General features: G+C 52.9%; 26 protein-coding genes. 12 read left to right on the top strand and 14 right to left on the bottom strand.

The window, feature by feature from the left end; translation table 11 throughout:
- Nucleotides 1-58 precede the first annotated feature (58 nt).
- Together L1S32_RS08450 and L1S32_RS08445 are read right to left on the bottom strand one after the other, a co-directional pair.
- Nucleotides 59-1,831 (bottom strand): TerB N-terminal domain-containing protein, encoded by a 1,773-nt coding sequence (locus L1S32_RS08450; protein WP_278154585.1) that lies wholly within the window; start codon nucleotides 1,829-1,831, stop codon nucleotides 59-61.
- A gap of 93 nt (nucleotides 1,832-1,924) precedes the next feature.
- Nucleotides 1,925-2,086: a hypothetical protein gene (locus tag L1S32_RS08445; protein WP_278154584.1), complete on the bottom strand. Its 162-nt coding sequence runs from the start codon at nucleotides 2,084-2,086 to the stop codon at nucleotides 1,925-1,927.
- Nucleotides 2,087-2,416: 330 nt separating this feature from the next.
- Here L1S32_RS08445 and L1S32_RS08440 point away from each other — a divergent pair, with 330 nt between their 5' ends.
- Entirely contained in the window at nucleotides 2,417-5,512 is a 3,096-nt protein-coding gene (locus L1S32_RS08440; protein WP_278154583.1) for a hypothetical protein, read from the top strand.
- A gap of 117 nt (nucleotides 5,513-5,629) precedes the next feature.
- Here L1S32_RS08440 and L1S32_RS08435 read toward each other — a convergent pair whose 3' ends face one another.
- From L1S32_RS08435 to L1S32_RS08420, 4 genes are all read right to left on the bottom strand, one after another.
- Nucleotides 5,630-6,121, bottom strand: a complete 492-nt coding sequence (locus tag L1S32_RS08435; protein ID WP_278154582.1) for a DUF6790 family protein — start codon at nucleotides 6,119-6,121, stop codon at nucleotides 5,630-5,632.
- A gap of 293 nt (nucleotides 6,122-6,414) precedes the next feature.
- Nucleotides 6,415-6,642 carry a hypothetical protein gene (locus tag L1S32_RS08430; RefSeq protein WP_278154581.1) on the bottom strand — a complete coding sequence of 76 codons (228 nt, stop codon included), beginning with the start codon at nucleotides 6,640-6,642 and terminating at the stop codon, nucleotides 6,415-6,417.
- Between the two features lie 181 nt (nucleotides 6,643-6,823).
- Nucleotides 6,824-7,018, bottom strand: a complete 195-nt coding sequence (locus L1S32_RS08425) for a hypothetical protein (RefSeq protein WP_278154580.1) — start codon at nucleotides 7,016-7,018, stop codon at nucleotides 6,824-6,826.
- A 195-nt stretch (nucleotides 7,019-7,213) separates the two neighbouring features.
- A complete protein-coding gene (locus tag L1S32_RS08420) occupies nucleotides 7,214-7,630 on the bottom strand; it encodes a PaaI family thioesterase (protein ID WP_278154579.1) in 417 nt (138 codons plus the stop codon).
- Nucleotides 7,631-7,750: 120 nt separating this feature from the next.
- Between L1S32_RS08420 and L1S32_RS08415 the strand changes: the two genes are divergently transcribed.
- From L1S32_RS08415 to L1S32_RS08400, 4 genes are all read left to right on the top strand, one after another.
- Nucleotides 7,751-8,530, top strand: coding sequence for a hypothetical protein (locus L1S32_RS08415; RefSeq protein WP_278154578.1), 780 nt, complete (start codon nucleotides 7,751-7,753; stop codon nucleotides 8,528-8,530).
- 132 nt (nucleotides 8,531-8,662) lie between these two features.
- Nucleotides 8,663-9,085 carry a hypothetical protein gene (locus L1S32_RS08410; protein WP_278154577.1) on the top strand — a complete coding sequence of 141 codons (423 nt, stop codon included), beginning with the start codon at nucleotides 8,663-8,665 and terminating at the stop codon, nucleotides 9,083-9,085.
- On the top strand, nucleotides 9,086-9,292 hold the full coding sequence (locus tag L1S32_RS08405; RefSeq protein ID WP_278154576.1) for a helix-turn-helix transcriptional regulator: 207 nt from the start codon (nucleotides 9,086-9,088) through the stop codon (nucleotides 9,290-9,292).
- 54 nt (nucleotides 9,293-9,346) lie between these two features.
- The gene (locus L1S32_RS08400; protein ID WP_278154575.1) at nucleotides 9,347-10,126 is read left to right on the top strand and encodes a hypothetical protein; all 780 of its coding nucleotides are present in this window, start codon (nucleotides 9,347-9,349) and stop codon (nucleotides 10,124-10,126) included.
- Nucleotides 10,127-10,866: 740 nt separating this feature from the next.
- Here the strand turns inward: L1S32_RS08400 and L1S32_RS08395 are convergent.
- Nucleotides 10,867-11,835 (bottom strand): alpha/beta hydrolase, encoded by a 969-nt coding sequence (locus tag L1S32_RS08395; RefSeq protein ID WP_278154574.1) that lies wholly within the window; start codon nucleotides 11,833-11,835, stop codon nucleotides 10,867-10,869.
- Between the two features lie 349 nt (nucleotides 11,836-12,184).
- Here L1S32_RS08395 and L1S32_RS08390 point away from each other — a divergent pair, with 349 nt between their 5' ends.
- Nucleotides 12,185-12,826, top strand: coding sequence for a DUF2115 domain-containing protein (locus L1S32_RS08390; RefSeq protein ID WP_278154573.1), 642 nt, complete (start codon nucleotides 12,185-12,187; stop codon nucleotides 12,824-12,826).
- 157 nt (nucleotides 12,827-12,983) lie between these two features.
- On the opposite strand, the gene L1S32_RS08385 is transcribed toward L1S32_RS08390, so the two are convergent.
- Both L1S32_RS08385 and L1S32_RS08380 read right to left on the bottom strand, forming a co-directional pair.
- Nucleotides 12,984-13,574, bottom strand: a complete 591-nt coding sequence (locus L1S32_RS08385) for a hypothetical protein (RefSeq protein ID WP_278154572.1) — start codon at nucleotides 13,572-13,574, stop codon at nucleotides 12,984-12,986.
- Nucleotides 13,575-13,842: 268 nt separating this feature from the next.
- Nucleotides 13,843-14,796: an alpha/beta hydrolase gene (locus tag L1S32_RS08380; protein WP_278154571.1), complete on the bottom strand. Its 954-nt coding sequence runs from the start codon at nucleotides 14,794-14,796 to the stop codon at nucleotides 13,843-13,845.
- 328 nt (nucleotides 14,797-15,124) lie between these two features.
- Here L1S32_RS08380 and L1S32_RS08375 point away from each other — a divergent pair, with 328 nt between their 5' ends.
- On the top strand, nucleotides 15,125-15,838 hold the full coding sequence (locus tag L1S32_RS08375; protein WP_278154570.1) for a DNA alkylation repair protein: 714 nt from the start codon (nucleotides 15,125-15,127) through the stop codon (nucleotides 15,836-15,838).
- 86 nt (nucleotides 15,839-15,924) lie between these two features.
- Here L1S32_RS08375 and L1S32_RS08370 read toward each other — a convergent pair whose 3' ends face one another.
- Nucleotides 15,925-16,533: a type 1 glutamine amidotransferase family protein gene (locus L1S32_RS08370; protein WP_278154569.1), complete on the bottom strand. Its 609-nt coding sequence runs from the start codon at nucleotides 16,531-16,533 to the stop codon at nucleotides 15,925-15,927.
- Nucleotides 16,534-16,852: 319 nt separating this feature from the next.
- Here L1S32_RS08370 and L1S32_RS08365 point away from each other — a divergent pair, with 319 nt between their 5' ends.
- From L1S32_RS08365 to L1S32_RS08355, 3 genes are all read left to right on the top strand, one after another.
- A complete protein-coding gene (locus L1S32_RS08365) occupies nucleotides 16,853-17,671 on the top strand; it encodes a nitroreductase family protein (RefSeq protein WP_278154568.1) in 819 nt (272 codons plus the stop codon).
- Between the two features lie 191 nt (nucleotides 17,672-17,862).
- Complete coding sequence (locus tag L1S32_RS08360; RefSeq protein ID WP_278154567.1) at nucleotides 17,863-18,363, top strand: flavodoxin; 501 nt, start codon at nucleotides 17,863-17,865, stop codon at nucleotides 18,361-18,363.
- Nucleotides 18,364-18,489: 126 nt separating this feature from the next.
- Nucleotides 18,490-19,068, top strand: a complete 579-nt coding sequence (locus L1S32_RS08355) for a GNAT family protein (protein ID WP_278154566.1) — start codon at nucleotides 18,490-18,492, stop codon at nucleotides 19,066-19,068.
- On the opposite strand, the gene L1S32_RS08350 is transcribed toward L1S32_RS08355, so the two are convergent.
- On the bottom strand, nucleotides 19,065-19,655 hold the full coding sequence (locus L1S32_RS08350) for an acetate uptake transporter (protein WP_278154565.1): 591 nt from the start codon (nucleotides 19,653-19,655) through the stop codon (nucleotides 19,065-19,067). The two genes, L1S32_RS08355 and L1S32_RS08350, sit on opposite strands and share 4 nt — an antisense overlap.
- Nucleotides 19,656-19,969: 314 nt before the next feature.
- On the opposite strand from L1S32_RS08350, the gene L1S32_RS08345 reads away from it, so the two are divergent.
- Entirely contained in the window at nucleotides 19,970-20,482 is a 513-nt protein-coding gene (locus L1S32_RS08345; RefSeq protein WP_278154564.1) for a hypothetical protein, read from the top strand.
- A 90-nt stretch (nucleotides 20,483-20,572) separates the two neighbouring features.
- Here the strand turns inward: L1S32_RS08345 and L1S32_RS08340 are convergent, their stop codons facing one another.
- The 3 genes from L1S32_RS08340 to L1S32_RS08330 form a co-directional block, all read right to left on the bottom strand.
- Nucleotides 20,573-21,238: a carbonic anhydrase gene (locus tag L1S32_RS08340; protein ID WP_278154563.1), complete on the bottom strand. Its 666-nt coding sequence runs from the start codon at nucleotides 21,236-21,238 to the stop codon at nucleotides 20,573-20,575.
- A complete protein-coding gene (locus L1S32_RS08335) occupies nucleotides 21,235-21,393 on the bottom strand; it encodes a hypothetical protein (RefSeq protein WP_278154562.1) in 159 nt (52 codons plus the stop codon). The genes L1S32_RS08340 and L1S32_RS08335 overlap by 4 nt, the downstream gene beginning before the upstream one ends.
- Nucleotides 21,394-21,564: 171 nt before the next feature.
- Entirely contained in the window at nucleotides 21,565-22,464 is a 900-nt protein-coding gene (locus L1S32_RS08330) for a hypothetical protein (protein WP_278154561.1), read from the bottom strand.
- Nucleotides 22,465-22,741: 277 nt separating this feature from the next.
- Between L1S32_RS08330 and L1S32_RS08325 the strand changes: the two genes are divergently transcribed.
- Nucleotides 22,742-23,440, top strand: coding sequence for a tetratricopeptide repeat protein (locus tag L1S32_RS08325; RefSeq protein ID WP_278154560.1), 699 nt, complete (start codon nucleotides 22,742-22,744; stop codon nucleotides 23,438-23,440).
- Nucleotides 23,441-23,668: the final 228 nt, after the last annotated feature.

Genomic DNA, 23,668 nt, shown 5'->3' with positions numbered 1-23,668 from the left:
CTGTAAGAATTAGTGATTGAAGGATCTCTGGGTAGCAATATTAAAAATTGAATTTATTTCAAAGGATTATTTCTGGTTCTAATTTATCCCACGCATCCTGAACCCGCAATGGTAATTTTCTGGCATTTTCCACTCCTATATTGTGTTCGAAAAATATCTGTTTGATTTCTTCTTTTGAGAGGTTTAGGTCCTTATTGATTGTTTTGATATAATTGATAATGCCGGGAGCAATAAATGCAGATCCAGAATCTTTTGGATTAAATGGCGGGTATCTTTTCAATAATTCGGGATCGTGTTTTCCTATTGGAGAGTTGTTTGGGCCGTTCAAATCAAAATATAGCAATTCAAGGTAAAGAGTCAGAGCATTTTGCATGTCCCCTGATGCTTTTAATATATCAGCTTTATACAGGATTGTATTCCGGAATAATCCCATATTGAGGTTATTGTAATATTCTTCCCCACTATCCTCAACCATCAATAAGGCGACCTCTTTCTCAGAAGGCTCAATATTCAATTTCTTTTTTAGGTCCTTTTCTATGTGGAGATATTTTCTGTTCTTTGTGAAATTGGAACCCAATATTCTCTCAATCGTTTTATGCGTCCGAACCTCACGCACTTTCTCTTCAAACTCATCGATTTGATCCATTCTTAATAGTATCTTCTTTTTCTCAACCGGGTCGGTTCTTACAGTGATTTCTTCCTCGCAATGTGGACATTTACTTTTGCTCTTGGGCATTTTGTCTAATAATTTGTGACAATATGGACATTCCGGTTTGGGGCCGTCATCCACAATTTCATCAGATTTGGATTTAGGAGCTGTCCCTTTCTTCCTCATTTCTGCAAGGTATTGTTTCACATCGTTATGTGCTGTGGTTAAAATGGATTTTATTGAGGAAGAGAATTCAGGACTTTGCATCAGGTCAGGGAGGACAGGTGAACGCACATCTCTGTCCAATGAAATATTTGCAAATGACATGATGGGATTTGAAGGGAATTGCATATTTAATTCGTAAATTGGATAGGAATTTTTTCCAAATTTGTCCATAAGAATTGATTCAAGTGATTTTTTGAAGAGATCGGGGTATTCTTTGATATATCTCTTATTTGTGAAACCGACAGTTGAGCTAATAGAAATGATCTCGTCAATTGTCAAATCCATCTGCATCAGATACTTACCAAGTAGAACAAGACTGCTACAGTAACTTGTATCGTTGATATCTTCCAACACTCTGGATAGAGTTTCTTTATCCTTGTGTAAAATAGCAGATATTATGAGCGCATTTGCGGAATAGGAATGGAATGAGTTATTTTTGTGGTATTGACGCAGATTCAGGATTGTGTCTGTCGCGTCTGCATATTTTCCTGATATCAGATGACGTTCCAATCCATAGTAAAAAACGAAGACGTATCCGATATCAACAGGTTTTGTGATATCTTTGAGCCAATTTAAGTAAACAAATCTCTGTTGAGGATTGAGTCCTTCATAGGATGGGTAATACCCAAGTTCTTCGACCTTCTTAGGATTTGTTCTCAAATCAACGGGTAATTTGGTGGAAATCAAACTGGGTTCCGGAACCTCATAAAATGAAAATGTAATCCTGAACAATTCATTTTCGTAAAAAGTGCTCTGCTTACTCTTTTGATTGTAATTTTTTAATTTTCCATCGGCAAACCAGAGGAGTTGCTGGATATTTTCTGGTATTCGTATGTTTTCAACAATGGGAACAAGACCTTGAGAAGTTCCTAATATTTGATTCTCTTCTGTTTTGGAAATAGTCTGAACAGTTTTCTCCTTCACCTGATCCTTTTTTAGAAAATCGAAAAGTCCCATAATTGATCCCTGATTTTGGATGAGGGTACAATACTATAATATTATTTTTATTCGTTATTAATTCAAAATAATTGGTGTATGAGAGTTAGAATCTCAATCCTCCTCTTCTTCCTTATCCCCTTGGTATCGTTCATTGTTGGGGTTCAATTGGTCTGAACGATTATCCCTTGCAGCATCGTATGCAGGGTTGTTCGGATTCATTGAATCGGAACGGTCATCATTTGGGCTGCGTCCGCCGCCTCTGCCTTTTCCCATTGATTTTCACCTCCCGTGTGTTTGTGACCGAATATATCGGGAGGGTATATCAAGGTTCACCTGAAGAATTCGCGGAGTTAATAACTCTTACTCACTCTTTTATCGAAAGAATTGGAACTTCCCATCCCCGGTTAAGTCAGACTTATATTACCCGAAGTAATACGTTCATATGCCAGCCGCCACCGGGGAACCGGCTGACAGAAGGGCGTGCAAGCAAACATGCACGCAGGTTACAATACCATCACAGACTTCTCCCTGATGCCCCGCTGCTATCACACTCACACTGCGAATAGTGGACACTCTCTGTCTCGAACAGAGGAGATGAAAACCATGAACGAAACTGAAAACGAAATTAATTCAAAAAAATCAGAACCGGAATCCGGGCCGGAACCCGAAACCGGCAGCCCCACCACACGACCCTGCGCCACCATTGTGTCTGATGGAACTGAAACCGAAACCGGAACCGCCGCCGGGCCCGACCCGGCCACTTCCAACCTGCACACTTCCATCCCCCACACCCTCTCCCTCCTCTTCCCCGAAGGCTCCGTCGTCGAACTCCGTGCCCTGGGGGACGGCGGGGTGAAGAGCGGCTACTTCACGGACTTCGCCGCCCTTGCCGACCGTGCACGGGTGCTCGATGCATTCACTGATGTGACCGGGGTGTATGTCACCCTGAACGCGGTGGACCCGGCCCTCCTCTCCCGGCGGGCGAACCGGGTGAAGCACCGGCTCTCCCGGAGTGATGCGACGACTGCTGATGCGGACATCTGCCGCCGCCGGTGGCTCCCTGTCGACCTCGACCCGGTCCGTCCCTCGGGCGTCTCTGCGACGGATGCGGAACATGCGGCGGCCCTCAGGCGTGCGGAAGAGATTGCCGCCTGGCTCACGAAACACGGGTTCCCGGACCCCGTGCGGGCCGACTCCGGGAACGGGGCTCACCTCCTGTATGCCATCGATCTTCCGAACGACGATGACGCCACCCGGCTTGTCAAAGGCTGTCTCGGTGTCCTCGACGGGTTCTTCTCGGACGATGCCGTCCGCTGCGACACGGCGAACTTCAACGCCGGGAGAATATGGAAGCTCTATGGCACCACCGCCTGCAAAGGGGACAGCACGCCGGAGCGGCCTCACCGGCAGGCCCGCATTTTGTCTGTTCCGAAGCACCTTGAGGTTGTACCGGAGGGCGACCTTCGCCGCCTTGCTGGCCTCCTGCCCACGGCACCCCCCGCTGAGGACCGGGGCCGCAGGCGTGGCTCGTTTGACCTCCGGTGGTGGCTTGAATACCACGGCATTCCCGTCGCCGCCGAAAAACCGTGGCACGGGGGCACGCTCTTCTCGCTCGCCCAGTGCCCGTTCTCGTCGGCACACACCGACGGGGCGTTTGCCATCCAGTTTCCGAACGGTGCGGTCTTCGCCGGGTGCCATCACGACTTTTGCGGCGGCGGGACGCAGCGGTGGCCGGAACTCCGGGCGATGTATGAGGGAGAAAGAGAAACGGAGAGAGCGGGCGGGAAGCAGACCACCGGACGGCCGCAGGCAAAGACAGAGGTCGCCGCCGGGGAGGGCGGTATGCCGGCTGGCCCCTCCCCCGCACTGCCGGGAGCCACCCCGCCGGTCTCAACTCTCGCGGAGACGCCGGAAGAGGGACAGGCACACCGGAAACGGGCCCTCGAAATCCTCACGACAGGCGATCCCCTTGCCTTCCTCCTCGACGTCTTCCACCGCGAACACGTCGGCGACCGGACGGTGGCCGAATGCCTCATCATGTCCGTTGCCTCCCAGTCCGTCGAGAACACCTCCGGCCTGCACGTCGCCATCTCCGGGAACTCCGGCAAGGGAAAGACCCACGCCTGCAACACGATGGTCCGGCTGCTCCCGGAGGAATACCGCCTGACAGGCACGGTATCTGACAAGGCACTCTTCTATTACGATGACCTCCGGGCGGGGACCGTCCTCCTCTTCGATGATGTCACCCTCTCAGACGACATGCAGGAACTCCTGAAGTCTGCGACGGCCAACTTCCGGCAGCCCATCGTTCACCGGACCCTCTCCCGTGAACGCAGCCTGAAGGTCTGCACCATCCCTGAACGCTGTGTCTGGTGGCTCGCCAAGGTGGAGGCAATAGGCGACGACCAGGTGATGAACCGGATGCTCACCGTCTGGATTGATGATTCAGCCACACAGGACCTCGCGGTTCTTGAACACCTGAAGGAGTCTGAAACAGGCGTGTCCCCCTCTTTTGATGACGACCGTGACATCCCGGTCTGCCGGGCAATCTGGGAGGTCCTCAAGGGTGCGGTGCGCCGGGTAAAAATCCCCTATGCAAAACGGATCTGTTTCTCTGCGACACACAACCGGCGCAACCCGGCGATGCTCTTTGACCTCATCAAGTGCCACACCCTGATGCACTTCCTCCAGCGGGAGACGGACGGGGACGGGACACTCATCGCGACGGAAGAGGACTTTCGCTATGCCGAGCAGCTCTATGGCTTAATCAATGGGAGCGTCGGCGGACAGGAGACGAAGCTGACCAAAAACGAAGCGGCCGCACTTTCCTCTATCGCAGCGATGGATCTGGAGGTCTTCACAATCCGGACACTTCAGGACGCCCTTGGCTTCTCATATAAACAGGCATACCGCCTGCTCCATGGATACACCAACACAAAGGCAACCTATGCCGGTATCCTTGACAAGTGCCCCGCAATAAGCCTCATTTCCGCGTCGGTGGCTGAAGACCTCTATGGAATTGATATCCGTCGGCACAAACATTTCTTCTCCTTTGACCCTGTCATGTATCAGACGTGGGCGGCCCGGTCAGATGTCTGGCTAAAACCCGATGATGGGGATGACAGTGCAGATGACAACAGGCATACGGGAGGCGGCAGTGACCCGAAGAGTTCCACTCTTCCACCCGTGTTCCACCCAAATCCGCCAAAAAGTGGAACGCTAAATAATGCGCATATTGACAATTGTTTCGATAAAGAGGAGATGAATAGAGATATATGTACAGATAGTACAGGAGTCTTCCACTCATTTCCGGTATCATTCGACAGTCCGGTCTGCCGTATGGAGGGGGATGGGGGTATCTCTGATCCGGGAGAATGTGGTACTCAAACTGTTTCTACGCCTGTTCGTCCACGAAATTCAGGTTCATCACAGGATACGTCTCAAAACGAGTGGAAGACAAAGTGGAATACCGGGGAAACGTGTGGAAGACAGGGACCAAAAACCGTGGGCAGCACCCTCCCCCTCCCCGGCATCCTTGACTACCGGGACTTCCGCCGTTCGTCTGTCTCTCTCGGGCGATGCACCATCTGCGGCGAAGGACCTGCAGTCTACCAGTCAAAAGCACAGCGGGCGAGTATCTGTGAAACGTGCTATGCACGGGTTGTCCGGGAGTGGAACAGGGGAGAGGGGGTGCAATAAGAAATGATTTTTTCACCGGTTTATGTCAGGTCTGCTTGACATACAGCGAAATATCCCGGAGAGTGTAAAGTGCACTTGACATAGATGGGATCATCGCTTGTATCGGGAGGTTTGAGGTCACAGAATTCCCCGGTCTTCGGGTGGCTGGCCTCCATCCTCTCCTGCCTTTCTTTTCTTATGAAGCATGACAAGAAGCCCCGCGAGCACCAGCGGATAAAACAGATCGATATGCATCATCGCTCCCGCGTTGTTCGGGGCGAAGGTGCCGTTTGCGACCATCTCGTAGACGTGCCCGAGGCCCGCACCGATGAGAAAGATGCCGGTGCCGATGATGGTCGCGGTCCAGTAGCCCTCGCTTCGGAACTTCAGGCAGAGAAGGCCGACGATGCCCATCGCAACGTCCCACATGCCCACCTCGCGCTGGAACGGGCTCCCCGGGGGCCAGCCGATGGATTCTGCTACCTGGACCGGCCGGGCGGTGTCTCTGCAACCGATGGTGAACACGCGGCTGCCCTCCGGCGGGAAGTGGAAATGAAATGGCTCAATACTGGTGGAAAATGAAGTGGAAAGCAGGTGGAAAAGGGTGGGAATGGGGAACGAAACGGGCATTGAGACACCTACCCGTAAATTGTATCGTGGTGGTCAAAATCCAGAAGTCGGACAGCCTTTTCAGATTCAATTATCTCATAGATCAGAACAAATGATTTGTTTATATGAACTCTCCGCAATCCCTTCAGATCATGACGGAGTGGCTTGAAACGGTACGGATTGATCTGAATCTCGCGCACTTTCTTTGAAATAATGGTGAACGTATTCCGATCCGTCTTTCCGAGCCTGGTAAGTTTCGCTTCAAGTGTTTCTGATATAAACAGGCTATACAAGCAACTCCTCCCAAAAAGGTATCAAACGCTTTCTTCAAAGTGTTTTTCGAAATCAGAAACGGGTGTGAACCGCTCTTTTCGGATTTTTGCCAGCTTATCAAGATATTCTTCTCTTACAGCAAATTCTTCTTCCAGCTGGAACGTCATAAAATTCTCAATCTGTTTGCTCATGTTGAGGCCGAGACGCTTGCATTCTGCGGAATACTTCTCATAGACATCATCTGATATGCTGAAGCTTTTGACACCCATGGTATTTCTCCTGATTATGTAATCTTAAACAATCTTATTTAATTTTATGTAAGGTGTGGTATCATCAAAGTGAAGTCTGGTCTGTTTGGTTCATAGCTCTTCTTATCCTGATTTCTATCTGGAATTTCCGGCAGCTCGTTGATGGCATCTATTGACTTTTATTTGACAAAGATCCGGAAACTCACAATCGAGTCTCCGACAGAGGTAAGAAGTCATCTTCCTGCAGAGAAATGGCTACATCTTCCACAAGCAGGCGTTTCTTGCGTAGTTCGATCATCTCAGTAAGAAGATCATTGTATGTCTGGCCCGCTCCCCTCATCTCAGCAAGTTCCTTCCAGACCTCTTCGGTGACGGGTATTCGTTTTGACAGACGCATGGTAATGTTGTAACCATTGCAATTGTTAATATTATGCGAACGCTCTTGCCGATTTTCCTGTGCTGAATATTTCAAATCACTCCGTTTCATGTCAATTCCGGATGACGTGATGGTTATTCATGTCATTGAGGCTGGGCACAGGGGAGTGTGTACAGGAAGTTTTAGCATCTGAATTCCTGTATGTTCGTTCACCTCTCATCTCTCCCGTCTCGGTGTCTTCCGGTAGACCATCCCCTGGAAGATGGCTATTTTTCTGTCTTTGTCGTCCGTGATGACCACCGTGTAGGAGGCGAGCTTCGGGTTCGCGGTAAATTCCTCCGCCTCCGCCGTGAGGGTGCCGTCCCGTGCGGCAGTGAGATAGGAGATGGAGGCGTTGATGGCCGCCGCCGGTATCCCGTGGGAGTTTGAGGCAAGTGCGAATGCGATGTCTGCGAGGGTAAACAGTGCCCCGCCGTGCACCGTCCCGTGGCTGTTTCGGTGGTGATCGGTGACCTTCATTGAAACAGTGGCCCGGCCGGGTGAGGCCGCTACGAGTTCCATTCCGTTCTCCCGTGCGAAGGAATCGGCGGCGAAGAACTCCTTCGCGTTTTCGAGATCATCGGATGCTGACATATGGAGAGGTTATACCTGTGCATGAAATAGGTTTTCTGGTTGTGCTTTCAAAGAGATGTCTTCGCCCGTGCCCCGCTTCCAGAATAAAAATACAAATAGGTTTTTAGCAAACAGTTCCGGATGAGAAAAAATTTCAGCATCATCTCCGCTGCCCTCCTCGTTCTTCTTGTGGCGGCAGCAGTGATTTCGGCAGGGTGTACCGGGAATACCGATACAACCGGCCCCGAAACCGTTACCCCGACCCCGGAGGCCACCGCCGACGTGACACCTGCACCAACCGACGCAGCACCTTCCCGGACACCGGCAGAGAATGCCCTGCCCCTCTCCGGGAACGGCGATGTGAATACCACCGTGGCGCTTGCAAAGGGTGTCCATCTCCTGACGTTCACACAGGATACCCCTGAAAAGAGCACCGTCTCTCTCATGACCGAAACGGACGCCATCATGATCCCGAATGCCTACAATGCAACCGTTGCCGAACAGTCCATGAAGGACGGCGTATACTACTGGACCCAGGCATTTATGGTTCAGGAAGATGCAACCGCTGACGTTCAGGTCACGACCACCGGAAACTGGACCCTTGACTTCTCCTTCCCGCAGCAGATAAACGGCATCGTGCCGCAGACATTTACCGGAGCCGCGAACAAGGCAACGCCTTTCTTCCAGATCAATGAGGGAGAGTACAATTTCTCGATCAAAGCAGAGAATAACGACGTTATCGCCGTCCACCTGATGGATTTCTACGGAAATGACGTTCTGAAGAAGGACAGCCAGATGCCGCTTGCTTTCCACCGGGGCGCATATGATGGTGTGGTTACGGTGCAGATAAACGAGAGCAGCAATTATCTCTTCAATATCATGTGCGACGGAAACTGGACGGTTTCTGTTGCAGAAGCCTGATAAATCCTGATCCTATCATCTTTTTTTGCAGAATCGTGCTGTTCCTGTCATTGCCGGTCAGAATCGTATTCCCGTTTCTGTCCCCCTATGTGAAGCAAACTTCATATGAAATAAACTTCATATCAGAATACGATGAATACGAAATCTCTCCCTCTCATGTGGGGTATGATGATTCTTGGAATTGCCCTGATGGTTTTTTCCCAAACCGGCATAACAGACAGCAATCAGATTAATGGCATCTGTATTGGGTTTGGTGCGGCTCTGGCCGTTCTGGGAATCGGGAATCTTGCCGGAAAATATGTTGCCCGTGCTGTTGAAACACCTGATATTCAGAAGGCCTCCCTCCGGGAAGAGAATGATGAGCGAAATATTCGTGTTCGGGAAAGAGCAGGGTGGAATACCGCCCGTATCACAAACTATGTCCTGTGTTTCCTCGCACTTGCTTCAGCACTGATGAATCTGGAACTCTATATCACTCTCTCATTCGTATTCCTGATCATCATGGAGTTTTCACTGACGGCAGGTTCCCTGGTATATTACGAGAAGAGGATGTGAATGGATAATCGCATCCGGGAGCTGAGGAATGAGCGGGGACTGACCCAGCAGCAGCTTGCAGAGCTCGTGAATGTGTCCTCCCGCACCATCATTTCCCTTGAAAAAGGGCAGTACAACCCCTCGGTCCTCCTTGCCTATAAAATGGCATTCATATTTGAGTGTGCCATTGAGCAGGTCTTTGTATTCGGTGAAGAAGATACGCCCTGATTTTCTCCCTTTCCCATTCCTTTATACCTGAATCAGCTGAAAAAGAATCTATACATGACCCGTCCGGACATTGATGCATTTTTCCACCGTGAGGGGATAGAGGTTTTCGCCGAGGTTGCTCTTGCAGATATTCCCGCTCCCGACCGGGATTATATCCGTGAATTTTTCCCCGGAGCAGGCTCGGTTATTGTTTTTGCACAGGAAATTCCTGCTCCCGTCTACCGGATGCCGCCGAAGGAAAAGACCCGGGAGATGCTGAAGATTGCCGAGGCACTTGACCGGACTGCAGTCAGCCTGTCCCGCCTGTTAACGGAAGCAGGCATCCCTGCAAAGCCGGTTCCGCTCTATCTGCCCGTAACGATCACCGACGGAGCGGTCCGGGGACTCATCCGGTTAAAGCAGACTGCCGCCGCCGCAGGTCTGGGGGAGATCGGCAAAAGCGCCCTTCTCATCACCCCGCACTACGGCCCGCGGGTTTTTTTAAGCGGGGTGGTGACTGGCAGGGGAATTCCTGAAAACGGACCGAAGTATTGCTCCGTCCCGGCCGGAGCATCAGAGCCGGAATCACCCGCATCTCCCGTTCCCCCGCTCTGCACCGGCTGCGGGCTCTGCATCAAAAACTGCCCCGGAGACGCATTCGGGCCGGACGGGAGAGTGGATGCGTTCCGGTGCCTGACCATCCGCCCGTGGGTGCCTCCCGTGCTTGTGCCGGTTGTGAAGTGGCTGTTGGGACGGCCGATTATCCTCAGATGTGCGGCTCCCCTCGCCCCGTGCATCGCACGGTTTGCGACGATGCCGTGCAGTGAGTGTGTGACGGGATGCCCGCGGTTCTGACCTATTCTAAAAGGGATTCATTCCGATTCGTATACTCAGGGGTATGTGTGCCTGGATGGGTGATCGCGGGCCGGGTAAAGAAAGAACCCGCTTTCGCATACAAACTGTTCACTTGATTATTCGGGTATTTGTGCTGTGTATTGCCTGTGAAAATCCGGTGAAAATCAAGTGGAAACTGGATAAAAATAGTCAAAACTGATGAAGACCGGGCATGGCGATGCGGTTATTCGATGGAATCATGATCCATATCTGCAGGAGAAGGGAAACAGCACATCCGGTGGTCAAATTCTGAAGCCAACCATGGATTCCACTGGAGATGACCGGAAAACGGGATCAAGGAACCGACGGCAAATACGGGACGAAATTCCTGTTATGCACCACATATTTGCTAAAGTCATGTATTGGTAAAAATGTACCTGTTTCCCGTGACAAAAATAGTGCTATGCGGATTATTTGAGTAAAAATACTATTCAAATCTCCGGAAAAACAGGATTCCACTCGAAATAATAGCCTTTGCGGCTGACTTCCGGTGTCACATGGGATAGAGGGGCATGACCAGCATGACGGGTGGTATGTGGGTGGAACATGACCGGTACGGAAGTGAATGGCCGTGGTGCTGGTGCACATGCGTCGTTCCTGGCCCTGACGCCAGTTTCGACGTTGGGATTTTTCCCGGTCCCGCTCGCTGAATTCTGTGCGTCCCAAAATCCGCAGCAGTATGGTCCGTTCTTTCCGGATTTTCAATACTCCGTGCAATGCCTCTGCAAAAACCGGACAATCTCTTCCTGCACGTTGTGTGCACGGGGCGAGATCCACGCACCGAAATGCGACCCGCCGGGCACCCAGATATGCTCTGCACCGGGGATCGTGTCCCGTGCATGGACCGCCTGATAGAAGAGCAGGTTGTCGTGCGTCCCGTGGACGATCAAAGACGGGCATTGGATCGTTTCGATGGGCATGGGGGAGAGACGGGTGAACTGGTCGATATCGTTTTGAACACCGTCTTTGCGCTTCGCATAGTCAGACATCGAACGGATAATCCGCAAAAGCATCGCCATCTGGGCAGGGTCCTGCATCGCTGTTTCGACCTGCTCATCGATCTCTTCGGACGTCAGGACGGAGTTCGATTTTATCAGTTCATGCATCGTCTGCTTCGGGAAGTGCTTCGAGAAGAAGCTGAAGAGCGACTGGCCCGGGGCGCTGAGATACAGCGCTTCGGAGACGGCGTTGAAGTCGGCCGGCATCCGGCATGGCAGGACGATGGAGTCGATGGCGACCAGTGCCGATATCCGGTCCGGGTGCCGGATGGCAAACTCGTACCCCGGCGGGCCCCCGCCTGACATCGTCACGACCGCCACCTTCCCGATATCCAGCGTATCCAAAAGAGCGGCGAGGGCGTCCGCCATCTCCGGGTATGTCTTTCCGGTCGAAAGGGGAGTGCCGAGATAGCCGGGACGGCTCGGTGCAAGCAGGGTAAACCCGGCATCAGCAATCCAGTCGTAGCCGAAGAGCCCCTGATCATACCCGCCGGGCATCCCGTGAAGGCCCAGCACGGCCGGCCCCTCCCCGAGACTGGCATACTCCACGATGCCCTTTGCGGTTTCAGCGGTCTTTCTCATCGCGGCCAGTTCATCCTCGCGGGCGAACTCTTCCTTCAGCCAGTGGGTATAGTCTGCTCCAAAGGTATTTTCGGCGGGCTCCTGCGGCATAAAAAGACCATTGCAACCGGAATGGATAACGATTCCCATTTTTACGTGGGGAGTGACTGGTTGTACCGTATGACTGAAAAAGCTGCATTTGATCGTCAATCCGGAAACAGGCTCCATATGTGGCGTCAGCAGATCCGTTCCGGGAACGGTTATGCACCGGTAACAATTGATAAATACACTGCCTGCTGATTCACCTTGACGAATAACCGGCAGTGAAGCACCCGATGGCACACGAATGAAACCCACGTGCAGCCGGTCAGGCCGGAGACGCAAGCAGCTACGGAAAAGACCTGAAGCGGCAGGAATACCAGAACAATGAGACCATCAGACCCGGACCGGAGAATATGAGATGAGTATGGGAGAAGAGAACGTGAAAGACGACTGCAGCAGGCTTGCATCGCAGCAGACCCGCGGGGATCTCGGGAAGGAGATTGCCGCAATCGTGCTGCGCTACTCCCCGCGTGATCTGAAACAGATGCAATGGAATTTCTCAGGGAAAATCAGGAATATTGACCCTTTCTATCGGAAAAAGCTTGAGAAGCTCATCACCGGCCACCTGCATGCCACATGGGAGAATATCAGGCTCATGAACCAGCAGGGGTCATTTGCAGCAATGAAGGGGGGTCTGCCTGAAAATAACGGAGAATACTGGACGATGGTGGCGGCGCACTGTTCCGGCGGTGATGACGATAAGGATCGGCTCAGGTTCCTGAAATTCCTTCTGGCCGGCTTCTGTATGTTCGTCCAGAACATCCCTCCTCACCCCGTCGGCATGCCGTTTCCGGGCGGTGACACCGTGCAGTTCATCGACGGGGTCTATTACTGCCCGGTCCGGACAAAGGCGAATGATGTCGATGCAGCGCTCTGCCCGTTCTGCCCGGCCCGGCAGACACCGGATGTCGGCTACCTGAAGCCGCCGGTGAAAGGCAGCACGCACCGGAAACAGGAGTTCATACGGAACACGTATGAATTTCACCACTTCAATGGCTGATATTCATGGTCCATGCCGTTTTCCCGGGAAATAATCGCGATTTCCCTTTTTCCAGTTACTATACGCAATTTCGCTCCCGAAGATACTTCCTGCAGATGACGGAACGCAAACGGGCAGACTGAGGCTATAATCCTGAAAAAAATAGGGAAAACAGATATCACCGGCGTTTCGTCAGTGACAAAACCACTGCACCCATAATCAGGCTGAAAACCACGATTACCGGTGTTGCAAAGAGGGGGAATTCCGGAACGGATGTGGGAGGTGTCGTTGGAGTTTCCGTGGGTGTTTCCGTTGGTGTCGGGGTTGGTTCAACTCCGTCTTCCACATAGCAGAACTCAATGTGACTGATGGCGGGGAATTTGCCATTGCACGAATTGAGCGGCGGGTTGAGAATGGTGTCTGCTGTTACCGGGCTGCCGTATGAGGGGCCCGAGTAGTTATAGACATACGAATCCATGCCCTTTACAATGACCGCATTGATGAGAATCCCCGTTGCTGTGAAGTTAAAATGGGTCTCATTCACCATCTCAATCGTAATGGAGCCGATGCCGCCGACGGAGTGAGTACCCGGCCAGGGGAAGTCCGGTGGCGCCTCTATCTTAAAGGAACTCCCATCGAATCCCAGATCACAGCATTTGATGTTCCAGTCATACAATTCCGGCTCAACGAATTCACTGGCACACCCCGGCATAACGAGAAGGGCTGAGAGAATACAGATTATGAATGCAATAAGCATTTTTTTCATCATGAGATTCAAATGCATCACCTTTTTATGCCCCTTTTCCGTCTCATCTGTATATATGCCTGTGTCGGGCGCAAGTGCTGTGCATTGAGTGATTTTGCGCTCTCTTCCCTGAAATATTACGAATCAGCATAATCTGACATTTTTTTGGATGATTCGGGTAGAATCGGGGTATGGGCCGGCTATATGTGTCCTGAACGCCAAAAATGTCGACCGATATCGCTGTTATGGCAATCCGTTCGTAAAAAAAATGGCGGGATAAAAAAGAAAAAATTCACTTCGGCATATGGCGCTTCAGAAAGTCCAGTGCGTATCCCTGCGCCTCTTTTGACTTCTGGTTGATCCAGAAGCAGAGATGTGAGCCCTCTTCAATCCAGATCCGCTCCGCATTTGGAATGTGCTCATACGCATACACCCCGTCATAGAACTTCACATCGGCATCATGGGTGCCGTGAATGACCAGTGTCGGGCAGGTGATCTTCTCGACCGGCAGGTGGGTGAGCGTGCGGGTGATCACCATGTCGTTTTCCGTTCCCGCTTTCCGCGGCTTATACGGGTACATCGTATTCATAAAGGCGGTGACGAACATGTGTGCATATGGGTCGTTCAGGACAAAGTCAAGATGCTCCTGCATCTGCCGCTTCGTGTAGTATGCTTCGCTCTTGAAGATCTCCTTGATGAATGCATCCGGTTTTGCCTGCGTCAGCTTCTGGAGCAGTGCCTGGCCGGTGTCTGACAAAAAGAACATCTGCGTGAGTGCGCCGGCCTTCTCCGGCATATCGTAATACCCGCTCACGGAGTCTGCGGTGATAAGCGCCCAGATGCGGTCCGGGTGGCGGATGGCAAACGTGTAGGCAAAGGGGCCGCCTGCTGAGATGGAAAAGACCGCCACCTTCTCAATGCCCAGTTCGTCAAGGACAGCGGCGAAGAGATCTGCCTGTTCGTCAAGAGACTCCCCGCTCCCGAGTGGCGTTCCGAGATATCCGGGACGGGACAGTGAGAGCAGCCGGAAGTCATTCCCCGCAAAATCAATAGCCGCACGGCACTGGTCGATGCCGCCAAGACCGCCGTGGCTGCCCATCACGACCGGCCCGTCACTGTCGGTGATGTCGATCTCAACGTCCCCGTATTTTGTTGTGATGATCCTGGGAGAGATAAACACACCCTCCATGATCTCTTTTGCGCTATCCTCCGCACCCTCTGTCACGCCTGGTTCAATCCGTTTCATCGTCGTTTCGCCTCTTTACCTGTTCAATATCTGCCTTTTTGGAATCCTGCATTAATATTGGTATTCTTTTTTTCCGGCAGTGATATTTCATCCGGAACGGTTGTCTTTGATTCGGGGATTTGTTCTCATACATGGTGACTGCTTTGAAATCCTGGGTGTTTCGCAGGTATTCTGGAAACGGATGTGGCGATTTCCGCGCTGGATTCAATACAGGCGGAAAGGGGATGGGGCCGCATCCGTCCGGAAGCAGCACCGCCACAAATCCCTGACCCGCCTTTTCCCTCCGCACCCCAAATGCATTTAACTCTCGTCCTGCAAACCTCTCATCATGGACCCCCTCATTGTCCGGATACGGGCCGAACTTGAACAAAACGCCGACCCTGAACTGCAGCAGCGTTCACAGCGGTTCTTTAAAGAAGGCGTCCGGTGCTACGGCATGAAGACCAAAACCGCAAAAGCGATTGCCAAAAAATACCGGAAAGAGGTAATAAACCTGCCAAAACCGGAGATATATGCTCTCTGTGAAGTGCTGTTCAAATCCGGCTACATCGAGGAGTCCGCTATCGCCTCAGACTGGACCTATGCCCTGTCAGGCAGGTATGACCGTGACGATATCGCCATCTTCCGGCGCTGGATTGACACCTCCATCACCAACTGGGCAGCCTGTGATACCTTCTGCAACCACACGGTGGGGGATTTCATGGAGCAGTACCCGGAGTGCATCGCAGCACTAAAAGAGTGGACGCAGTCAGAGAACCGCTGGCTGCGGCGGGCTGCGGCAGTATCATTAATCGTCCCTGCCAAACACGGAACGTTTCCCGAAGAGGCAATGGCGATAGCCAGCCTCCTTTTGACCGACACCGATGATATGGTGCAGAAAGGCTACGGGTGGCTCTTAAAAGAGGCGAGCAGACAGCATACGGAGGAGATCTTTGCCTTTGTCATGGAGCATAAGAGGAGTATGCCCCGGACCGCACTCCGGTACGCGATTGAACTGATGCCAAAGGAACTGAAGGCAGAGGCGATGAAGAAGGACTGGTAGGTTTTATCTGTTCCGTATGCCCATGGGAAGGGCCCTCTTTCCCTCTCAAATTTCCCTCCTCACTCCTCCCCGGCTGCCTTCTCCTTTTAAAACTGATCCACATTCAGGTATCCGCTCTTCACCGCACCATACCATACCTCCAGAAACTCCGGCGGGAATACATCCAGCGTTTGTATGATATGGTAGGCGAAATCGACAAAACCGAGTGGGTTTGCCGTGATGATGCCACCATCGCTTACACTCGGTGCATGTTCATAGAGGTGTTCACCGCGGTAAGCCGGGGCGTGTTGTTTCAGCCACTCCTGCCCGCAGCTGGTGTGCCGGACCGTATCGAGAAATCCATGGTTTGCAAGAAAGAGTGTGGCGCCGCATATCGCTGCCACCGGGATATTCGTATCAACACAGGCCCGGATGAGCGGGACCAGCTGAGTGGGATCATCATGCTCGTACTGTGACGAACCGGGAAGAATGACCATCGCCGCTTTGGTGAGGTCGACGGAACGGACATCAGTATCTGGAAGGATGGTGACGCCGCCGGACGTGGTGACCGGCTCTCCTGTTAGCCCGAATGTGATTATACGGTAACTGATTGTCTTCGGGATGTCGGTATTGAGATTCGATATCATCGCTATAGCAAGGGATGCCTCCCAGTCAGCGAGGCCCGGGCATACATAGAGGTATACATTTTTATCCATTTTATCACCGGTTTGCCTGAGAACGTATGGCAGTCCTGATTGAAAAAGAATGGAGAAGTGCAAAGCCGCCAGCCGGGACGGTTCGCCTCGGCAGAGTGGTGCATCAGAGTACTCTGTCGGACTCCCCGTACGTCCGCACTGCCATCATTTCTCCTCTGACAAGCTCTGTCATTCCGGTGTATCTCCGGCAGTGCTCTCTCCCCCTCTCACCGACGGCTTATGATGCGACCCCCCCGACCTACGGGGAAGCTATAAAAGATTTATCAGCACAGAGGGAAACAGAGTGGAACCATACAGGTACTAAAAGGACGGTGAAAAAATGGCAACCATACTCGTGGATGAAGATCTCTGCACCCGGTGCGGCCTCTGCACTGTCGTCTGCCCGATGTCAATTGTCGACCCGGCAGATGAGAATACCCTTCCGGTGGTCCGGGATGAAAAAGCCGATATGTGTATCGGCTGCGGACATTGCGAAGTCATCTGCCCGACGCAGGCCCTCCTCCTGAATATCCTGCCGGACGGGAAGGAGGAGTGTCCGGCCGGTGCCGGAGAACTCGATGCCCGGGACCTCGGATATTATATGAAGAAACGCCGGTCCGTGCGCCATTTCACGGAGGAGCCGGTCTCAAAGGAGGACATCCTTCAGGTGCTCGATATCGTCCGGTACGCTCCCTCGGGGAGCAACGGGCAGCCGGTGGAGTGGACGGTGCTGCACAATCCCGAAGATGTCAGAACGGTTGCCGCGCTGACCATCGAATGGCTGAAGACCCTGATCAATATCGCCCATCCCCTGAATGTGTATGCACCGGTCCTGATCCGTGCCTGGGAGAACGGCCATGACGTCATCTGCCGCGACGCCCCCCACCTGCTGGTTGCCCATGTCCCGGAGAATACCCCGATTGCATCCGTAGACGGCATCATCGCCGTCACCCATTTCGATATCGCCGCCCCGGCGTTTGGCATCGGCACCTGCTGGGCGGGATTCATTGAAATGGCCGCCCTCTCCTGTGAACCGCTTAAAAAGGAGCTTGGGATCCCTGCGGGGCGGACGTGTGCCTTTGCGATGCTGTTCGGCCACCCGAAGTACACGACCTATGGCCTCCCGCGCAGGAACCCGGTCAAGGTGACGTGGCGGTAGGGCGGACCTCCCCCGGAGGATTTAATTCTCCCCGCAACAGATACCTCCGTTACCGAACGGCACCGTGCCGGAGCACTTCCGCTATACCGATACAGGAATCCTTCCTGAGGATATCGGCATATGCAGAAGAAGCCGGTGCATACCTCATTGGGAGGGGAGTCCGTGAGGGTACCGGGGGAGAGAAAGAAACCATGACACTAACAACCATTTTCTATTCCTATTCCGGGGTGACCCGGGGTGTAGCGAAGAAAATCCAGGAGAAATGCGGGGGTGACCTTGTCGAGGTGAAGGCGGTGAAGCCATACTCCACCATCACCGCGTATTCGCTGGGGTGCTACCGGGCAGCGAGGGGAGAGGCGGATGCCATCACACCGGCTGCAATCGATGTCTCTGCGTCCGATCTCATCGTTATCGGCACGCCGGTCTGGGCATTCAGGGCCGCTCCGGCAGTCAACGGGGCCGTTGCAGCCCTCTCCGGGTGCCAGGGAAAAACCGCCGTCCTCTTTGCGACCTGTGGTGCACAGGCAAAAGATACCCTTCCGCACCTGGCTGAAGCGCTCAAAGCAAAGGGCGTTGAGGTCGGAGGAGTGTTTGTGTTCGACAAAAAAGATGTGCAGGATGCAGAAAAGATCAATGCCCTCATAGATGCCGTGAAATCTGCCGGCGGTGCTGAAATAAAAATACCCGTCTGACAGAAAAGACGGTATCACTGACAGGCTTGGTTCAGGCACTTTTTCCCTCCTGACATACACGCACACATACAGGACCGGGATTATGAGGCCTGCCTACCTGGCGGTGGGCACATACAGGATAAATCCATGACAGAGCAGAATGAACCGGTGGCAGGGGAACGGATTACTACCGGGTGTCCGACCGTATTCCTCCGCTCATGGGACAGGAAAGACGCCGCCGGACTTGTGCAGCATGCAGACAACCCCCGTATCGCAGCCACTCTGCGGGATGGGTTTCCCTCCCCCTATACCCTGAATGACGCGAACCGGTTCATCGCGATGGCATCCCGGCCTGCATCAGGCCTCCTCTTAGCAATTGATCTGGATGGCGCTGCCGTCGGGGGCATCGGCATCACCCCGCTGAAGGATGTCTACAAAAAGACTGCTGAAATCGGCTACTGGCTGGCAGAACCCTTCTGGGGAAAGGGCATCGCTACCGGTGCGGTCACCGCCATGGTTCCGGTGGCGTTTGAGTACTTCGACATTATCCGGCTCCAGGCAGGGGTGTTTTCATCCAACGCAGCCTCAATGCGGGTGCTGGAGAAATGCGGGTTTGTCCGGGAAGCGGTGCACCAAAACGCCATCACGAAGAATGGCATCGTCATGGACGAAGTGGTCTACGTCCGCTTCCGGGAGAAAAAGGGATTGGTAAAAGGGATTGGTTAAACCGGGAGTACCCGGCTGCCATAGATCTCGTTGATGACTGCCCCGACGCCCATATAGAGCGCAAGAACACCGGCAGCGATACCGGTCACACCGGCAAGGGTATGGATCAGGTGGATGCCGGTCAGGTTTGCGGCCACCAGCAGCACCACCAGCAGGAGGACTGCTGCGAAGGTGACCTGCAGGATACGGTGCATCTTCAGGGTGCAGATAAAAAGCCCGAGGATTAAAAGACCCCAGACGGACAGGAATGCCGCGAGATCCTGGGCGGTTGGTGCTGCTGCAAGACCTGTCGCCGGCAGAATCATGATTGCCGCAAAGGATATCCAGAATAATCCAAAGCTCCCGAACGTGACCATCCCGAAGGTGTTGTTCTTCTTCCATTCCATAATGCCGACGATGAGCTGGGCAAGCCCGCCATAGAGGAGCGCCATCGCAACGATGGGACTCGTCAGCCCGGTTATTCCGGCATTGTGGAGACTGAGCAGAATCGTGGTCGTCCCGAATGCACAGAGGCCGAGTGGTGCAGGATTTGCCGTGTTGTCCATCAGGAAGAGATTGTTTCTGTTCTTTTCTTCGATTTGGTCCATAAAATATTCACGTGCTCCAAAAAACTGGTGCACCAGATCTCCTGATTGGTGATGGATGGTGGGGGCCGGTGCACCTGTGTACTAAGGTTGTGGTGCATAATATAAATTGATTGCACCAAGTTGGATCATTCTGGTGAATCCTGTGCCCTGACTCTGGAGATCCTGGTGCATGTGCGCACGGCGTCCGTCTGCCCCTCATCGTTCTGACCACCGGACCTGAAAAGATCCGGCCAGATTCTGTCTGACTGCCTGCCGGGAAATCACCCACAGGTATATGGGAGGCGGTGCACCAGCATTATTCGGGACGAGCGGGTATGGATGTTGTTGATGGCTTTCTTTTTCTGGTGATACTCTTGGAGATTATCGCCTGCCTTATGGGCGTCGTGCTGCTCTCTTTTGTCTATGCCGTCCTCAGCCGGACGAAAAACCGTATGATCCGCTTCGGACTCCCCGCTCTTGTCATGGCAGCGGGCTTTGTCCTTTTTATGCCGGGTGATGCCCCGATGCTTCTTGTCGGGGCACTGATATCCGTGGTGCCCATGGCCGTGCTCATCCCTCCCTTCGTTTTTTCCGGTTGGTTCGGTGAGGGCGTGCGGTTCACCCGCATTCTCATCTGCGGTATTCTGGTATCGGTTATCGGGGCTTTCCTCCCGTTTTTCCTTGTCTGGTCCGGCCTTTCGATGGTTCCGGCGATATACTGGCACACCCCTCTTTCCAATGGTCTTGTCTATCTATGCGTAATCGCACTGGATGTCGGTCTTGCAGCGATGGTATATCGTGGCCTGAAATGGGGAGGGATCAGATACCCCGGCCGGATATCTGAGTGACCGTATCATCCGGCAGATGATATTCCGGAAGGGAAGATGCCCCTCGTCTGATTTCTCATTGTTCAGGGATGGGGCTGGATACCCGCCGGTTCAGACCACCCGGGACAGGGTGCCTGTTGTAAGGTCATAGTACAGACCGTGCACCTCGATTCTTCCCTCATCGACGGCCTGCCGGACGGACGGGTAGGTCATCAGGTGCTCAATCTGGAGCCTGACATTTTCCAGCTCTATCTGGTGCGTGCGTTCCTTTAATTCCTCAGGAGACTCTGCTTTGGGAATCCGGGCATCGACCCGTGCCTTTGCCTCGCGGGCATCATTGAGCCAGAGCGGGATGTAGGGGTCCTGCAGATCCTTGTCCAGTGCCTTTACGGCACCGCAGTCGGAATGGCCGACAACAACGATCTCCTGCACTTTCAGGTGGCTGATGGAATATTCAACAACCGCCGAGAGGCTCCAGTCATGGGTGGGCACAATATTGCCGACATTCCGGGTGACAAACAGCTCACCGGGCGGGGCGCTGGTAATGCGCTCCGGGGCCGCCCGCGAATCAGAACACCCGATCCAGAGGACGCCGGGACTCTGTGCCACGGCCAGTTCCCGGTATCGCTCAGGATTGTCCCTGAACTCATTGTCCCTGAATGCCTGGTTCCCTTCGAGGAGCTGTTCAATGAGTGGGGTTTTGGCCCCGGTGCCGGTGGCAGAACCGGATTTGGTATCTTCAGTGGCCTGACCACCGGTTTCGGACGGATTCGTCACCGGCTTTTCCCCCCTGTGCTGCGTATGAAAGGCCGGGAATCTGAACGGAGTGGTGTTACCCCGTCTGCTGTTTCACCGTCGCCGACACCCCTGTCGGCCGGTCCCCCAAAACGCGTCTCCGGAATGTTTCTGACGCCAAAGACATTCGATCGCATACCCCCTAGGGGATACTGAAGACAGATATATATTCCGATCACCGGGAACAGTATGAAAACCGTTTGTCATCCGGTTCGGTGCCGGGGATACAAAAAGGGAACTGTCAGGTCCGATTGAAAGCCCCGGTGCTTCTGCATGGGGAAGATGGGTCTCCCTGCACCGCATGGCACTTATATAAACCGGAACGGACTGAAGGTCATTTTTTGATCCGTCATAATTTCGACTCTCTCCGGATGCAGCGAGACCACATTTACCGTGCGATTCTTTCCGGATGCAACCGGCCGTGTTTCTGAAGACTCCCGCACACCCTTTCTGCCATGGGATATCCCTTTCGATCGATCTCCGGTTTCAACGGAATGTGCAGAGGAAAAGAGGCTTTTTTTGAGATGAAATCCAACGCCCTTGAAGGCAAACGTCTGGGGCTCTTTTCCGGAATAGTGTATTGATCCATCCTTCACTGCTGAAAAATCGCCTGTTCCGGAAACACCGGCACTCTCCAGGAAAAAACGGATGTCATTATCGGTCGCAGCCTCCTGCCTGTTCAGAAAAGAGATGGAAAACCTGCGGGCTTTCAGGGTTTCATAAATAACAAAGCATTTGTCCGATTTCCTGCATAAACGGCTGATACTCTGATTATCCGTCACAACCCCGCCATGCAGGTAATCCAGCACTTCTGTTTTATAGATACTGTCAGACGTGACGTTGGTATAGGATATCCTGATTGAATCAAACCCGGAATACGTGGCGGCAATGCTGATGTTCAGCATCCCGGACAGCACCTTTGCGATCAGGTCATGGGTGGTAAAACCGATAGACGCCTTATCCCTGTCCTGATAGGAATCGGTAATGTCCCATTTTTGTTCATCTGTTCTGATATGGGGGAATGCCGCCTTTGGATTTTTTACGAATGATGTTACCGGCCCCAGTATCTCGGGGGGGCCGTTTTTATCTGTTGCTTTTGTCACGACCAGCGGGACATAGTCCCGGTCAGGAAGGATGAAACAGTATCCTTCATGCGCAAGCGTTCCAATCATGGCCGATCCTTTTATGCCAACAGGACTGTCTGACATTTTTTCCCCCCGTTATATGATTGAAATCAGGTCTTTCCAAGTATAATAATCCTCACTCCATCCGGAAAAGAAAAAATCCTGATGTGAACGTTCCATCCGGCACCCTTAGCTATCCCGTTCATACGCAGAATTTTTTCATTCACTTTCGGAGCGGGCCTCATCTGCGGTACGGAGCCTTGTCCGTCCGGTGATGTCAACCAAAGTGTTCACCGATTCGAAAAGAAAAGGGTATGAATTGCAGGAAATGAAATAATGATACCGAAAGGGAGGGAGCAACATGGAAAAATCCGAAACCCAATGCGCAGATGAATATTTTGCCGAAGGAAATGCGCTCACAGATCAGGAAAAATACGAGGAAGCGGTTGCGGCATATGATCAGGCGATAGCATGCAGTCCGGATTATGCCGCTGCATGGCATCAGAAAGGCTGTGCCCTTGCTGAACTGGAGCGATACGGTGAGGCGGCCCTGGCATACAGCCGCTCACTCGAATGTGACCCGGATGACGTCTCGTCGTGGGATTCCCTCGGCATTGCACTGATGAATCTGGAACAGTTTGAAGAGGCAGTTGATGCCTTCGATCTGGCTCTTGCCCTTGATTCTACGCTCGCTTCCGTCTGGTATCATAAAGGGTGCGCCCTTGATGAACTCGAAGATTACGAAGAGGCAGTCAGGGCCTATTGCCAGGCACTTGAATGCGATCCGGACGACACCTCTTCCTGGGTGAGCCTTGGCATCACCCTGAATTTCCTGGAACGGTTTGAAGAGGCGATTGATGCGGCTGATCTCTCTCTTGCCCTGGATCCGGATGACGCATATGCCTGGAACACCAAAGGGGACGCACTGATGGGTCTGAAGAACTATAAGGAGGCACTTCATGCCTACAACCGGGCGCTTGCGATAGACCCCGAACATTCCCATGCATGGTTCAGCAAGGGAGTGGCACTGAGCAGGCTGCGTCCGTGCGACAGCTGCTGAATTTTACATCACCCGTGCCTGCAAAAGAGACCGTTCTTTCATTTTTTATCCCCCCTGCAGGGATACGGCATGATGCTTACGGAGCAGTTCCCGGGTGTGAACCGGATCTAATACGGTGTATCACCGCCTGTATATCCGGGTCTCCCCGGGTCAGAAGATCAGCCAAAAAAAAGGATCCATGATGATCCAAAGTGGATTCGTTTTCATACCCGTTGCTATCATCAGCCA

This window comes from Methanogenium sp. S4BF, from assembly GCF_029633965.1.
GTDB lineage: Archaea > Halobacteriota > Methanomicrobia > Methanomicrobiales > Methanomicrobiaceae > Methanogenium.
This window is presented reverse-complemented; position numbering and strand designations above follow the sequence as displayed.

Coding starts and splice junctions, on each gene's coding strand:
- L1S32_RS08450 (WP_278154585.1), bottom strand. CDS start 1,831: ATGGGACTTTTCGATTTTCTAAAAAAGGATCAGGTGAAGGAGAAAACT.
- L1S32_RS08445 (WP_278154584.1), bottom strand. CDS start 2,086: ATGGGAAAAGGCAGAGGCGGCGGACGCAGCCCAAATGATGACCGTTCC.
- L1S32_RS08440 (WP_278154583.1), top strand. CDS start 2,417: ATGAACGAAACTGAAAACGAAATTAATTCAAAAAAATCAGAACCGGAA.
- L1S32_RS08435 (WP_278154582.1), bottom strand. CDS start 6,121: ATGCCCGTTTCGTTCCCCATTCCCACCCTTTTCCACCTGCTTTCCACT.
- L1S32_RS08430 (WP_278154581.1), bottom strand. CDS start 6,642: ATGGGTGTCAAAAGCTTCAGCATATCAGATGATGTCTATGAGAAGTAT.
- L1S32_RS08425 (WP_278154580.1), bottom strand. CDS start 7,018: ATGCGTCTGTCAAAACGAATACCCGTCACCGAAGAGGTCTGGAAGGAA.
- L1S32_RS08420 (WP_278154579.1), bottom strand. CDS start 7,630: ATGTCAGCATCCGATGATCTCGAAAACGCGAAGGAGTTCTTCGCCGCC.
- L1S32_RS08415 (WP_278154578.1), top strand. CDS start 7,751: ATGAGAAAAAATTTCAGCATCATCTCCGCTGCCCTCCTCGTTCTTCTT.
- L1S32_RS08410 (WP_278154577.1), top strand. CDS start 8,663: ATGAATACGAAATCTCTCCCTCTCATGTGGGGTATGATGATTCTTGGA.
- L1S32_RS08405 (WP_278154576.1), top strand. CDS start 9,086: ATGGATAATCGCATCCGGGAGCTGAGGAATGAGCGGGGACTGACCCAG.
- L1S32_RS08400 (WP_278154575.1), top strand. CDS start 9,347: ATGACCCGTCCGGACATTGATGCATTTTTCCACCGTGAGGGGATAGAG.
- L1S32_RS08395 (WP_278154574.1), bottom strand. CDS start 11,835: ATGCCGCAGGAGCCCGCCGAAAATACCTTTGGAGCAGACTATACCCAC.
- L1S32_RS08390 (WP_278154573.1), top strand. CDS start 12,185: ATGAGTATGGGAGAAGAGAACGTGAAAGACGACTGCAGCAGGCTTGCA.
- L1S32_RS08385 (WP_278154572.1), bottom strand. CDS start 13,574: ATGATGAAAAAAATGCTTATTGCATTCATAATCTGTATTCTCTCAGCC.
- L1S32_RS08380 (WP_278154571.1), bottom strand. CDS start 14,796: ATGAAACGGATTGAACCAGGCGTGACAGAGGGTGCGGAGGATAGCGCA.
- L1S32_RS08375 (WP_278154570.1), top strand. CDS start 15,125: ATGGACCCCCTCATTGTCCGGATACGGGCCGAACTTGAACAAAACGCC.
- L1S32_RS08370 (WP_278154569.1), bottom strand. CDS start 16,533: ATGGATAAAAATGTATACCTCTATGTATGCCCGGGCCTCGCTGACTGG.
- L1S32_RS08365 (WP_278154568.1), top strand. CDS start 16,853: ATGGCAACCATACTCGTGGATGAAGATCTCTGCACCCGGTGCGGCCTC.
- L1S32_RS08360 (WP_278154567.1), top strand. CDS start 17,863: ATGACACTAACAACCATTTTCTATTCCTATTCCGGGGTGACCCGGGGT.
- L1S32_RS08355 (WP_278154566.1), top strand. CDS start 18,490: ATGACAGAGCAGAATGAACCGGTGGCAGGGGAACGGATTACTACCGGG.
- L1S32_RS08350 (WP_278154565.1), bottom strand. CDS start 19,655: ATGGACCAAATCGAAGAAAAGAACAGAAACAATCTCTTCCTGATGGAC.
- L1S32_RS08345 (WP_278154564.1), top strand. CDS start 19,970: ATGGATGTTGTTGATGGCTTTCTTTTTCTGGTGATACTCTTGGAGATT.
- L1S32_RS08335 (WP_278154562.1), bottom strand. CDS start 21,393: ATGCGATCGAATGTCTTTGGCGTCAGAAACATTCCGGAGACGCGTTTT.
- L1S32_RS08330 (WP_278154561.1), bottom strand. CDS start 22,464: ATGTCAGACAGTCCTGTTGGCATAAAAGGATCGGCCATGATTGGAACG.
- L1S32_RS08325 (WP_278154560.1), top strand. CDS start 22,742: ATGGAAAAATCCGAAACCCAATGCGCAGATGAATATTTTGCCGAAGGA.